Origin of the sequence: Bacteroides sp. OM05-10AA (genome assembly GCF_003439055.1) — a bacterium.
GTDB lineage: Bacteria > Bacteroidota > Bacteroidia > Bacteroidales > Bacteroidaceae > Bacteroides > Bacteroides intestinigallinarum.
In genome coordinates this window covers 83386-84504 of sequence record NZ_QSUR01000031.1, presented here as the reverse complement: position 1 = coordinate 84504, position 1119 = coordinate 83386, and the positions used below count along the sequence as shown (strand labels likewise).

The 1119-nt window shown below is 37.1% G+C and carries 1 protein-coding gene and 1 pseudogene; both read right to left on the bottom strand.

Translation table 11 applies throughout. The features are described 5' to 3' along the window. Nucleotides 1-83: 83 nt before the first annotated feature. On the bottom strand, nt 84-614 hold the full coding sequence (locus tag DXB58_RS20925) for a DUF4376 domain-containing protein (RefSeq protein WP_117980016.1): 531 nt from the start codon (nt 612-614) through the stop codon (nt 84-86). A gap of 16 nt (nt 615-630) precedes the next feature. Further along, nucleotides 631-1119, bottom strand: a pseudogene (locus tag DXB58_RS28240) (hypothetical protein); the annotation flags it as partial.

Genomic DNA, 1119 nt, shown 5'->3' with positions numbered 1-1119 from the left:
TACAATGTGACACAATCGCACATCGCAGCAGTCAGATCATTGCAGACTATTGAGGAAATCGAAAACTACGATTATACGATAGGTTATCCGGTAAAGTTGAGCTTTCTGGGATAACCAGTTTTGAAGTTGTATGCTTCAATTTCTTCTTTTGTTTCTAATTGATTGATAGCGTTGATATGCCTTTGTGTTGTGTCATAGCACGCAAGGGCATATAATTCTAGTTGTTGTAACATGTCAATAGCTCTTTCGATTGATAAGACAAACTTTGTATCACCAATCCAGATACTTGTTTCAGATCGTCCAGCTTCTTTCTCAATATTGATTGAATTCATAAGCCCTACACGGGTGCTTTTGTTTAACCAACCGAATACATTATTAATACTAAAATGATTCACTATTTGGGATGAATCGAACAATCGTAATTCATCAAGTTTTTGCGCTCTGGTTTCTTCGATATTAGCCTCGTGCACAACTAAGATCGGATATCCTTTTTTGCTTTCAACTATGAGTAATCCAGCAGATTGTCCGGCTAATAATTGGCTATAATACTCTTCTGTAATTTCTACAGAACCGTTTACCGGTTCGTCATAAAATCCTTTTTTCCAATACTTCATGATATTTGTTTTTAAATTATTTCCAGCGACCGATCGCAAACCATGTAAAATTCCAGCCAGTCCAAACGATAGCCGGAGTTGAATTTATTCCGCGAGTGAGAACTTTACAATATGATGTATATTTACCATTAAGGTCATACCCCGGAGCATATATAAAAGATTCACTTGTATTATTTACTGCTCCAGTGAAATAAATGTTATAATCAGTATTATAGAAAGTGGTAGGAAAATATAGACTAATTGCTCCCCCCGTTGCTCCAGCTCTTGTTCCCCATTGCATTAATAAGCCATTACTATATTTGACATATCCGTTTTGTCCTAAACTTTGACTATTTACTTGAATTGCATTAGTTCCGAGAGAACTTAGTAGCGTTTTTTCGTCTTGGGTCATAAACTTTCTTGACGTGCTTTCTTCAATCATTGATGCAGGATGAGAAGCCGGATGAGAGTAATTATTAGCTCCTGCCGCTATTCCGTCCAGTTTTTCCCGTTCCTCGTCCGTCAT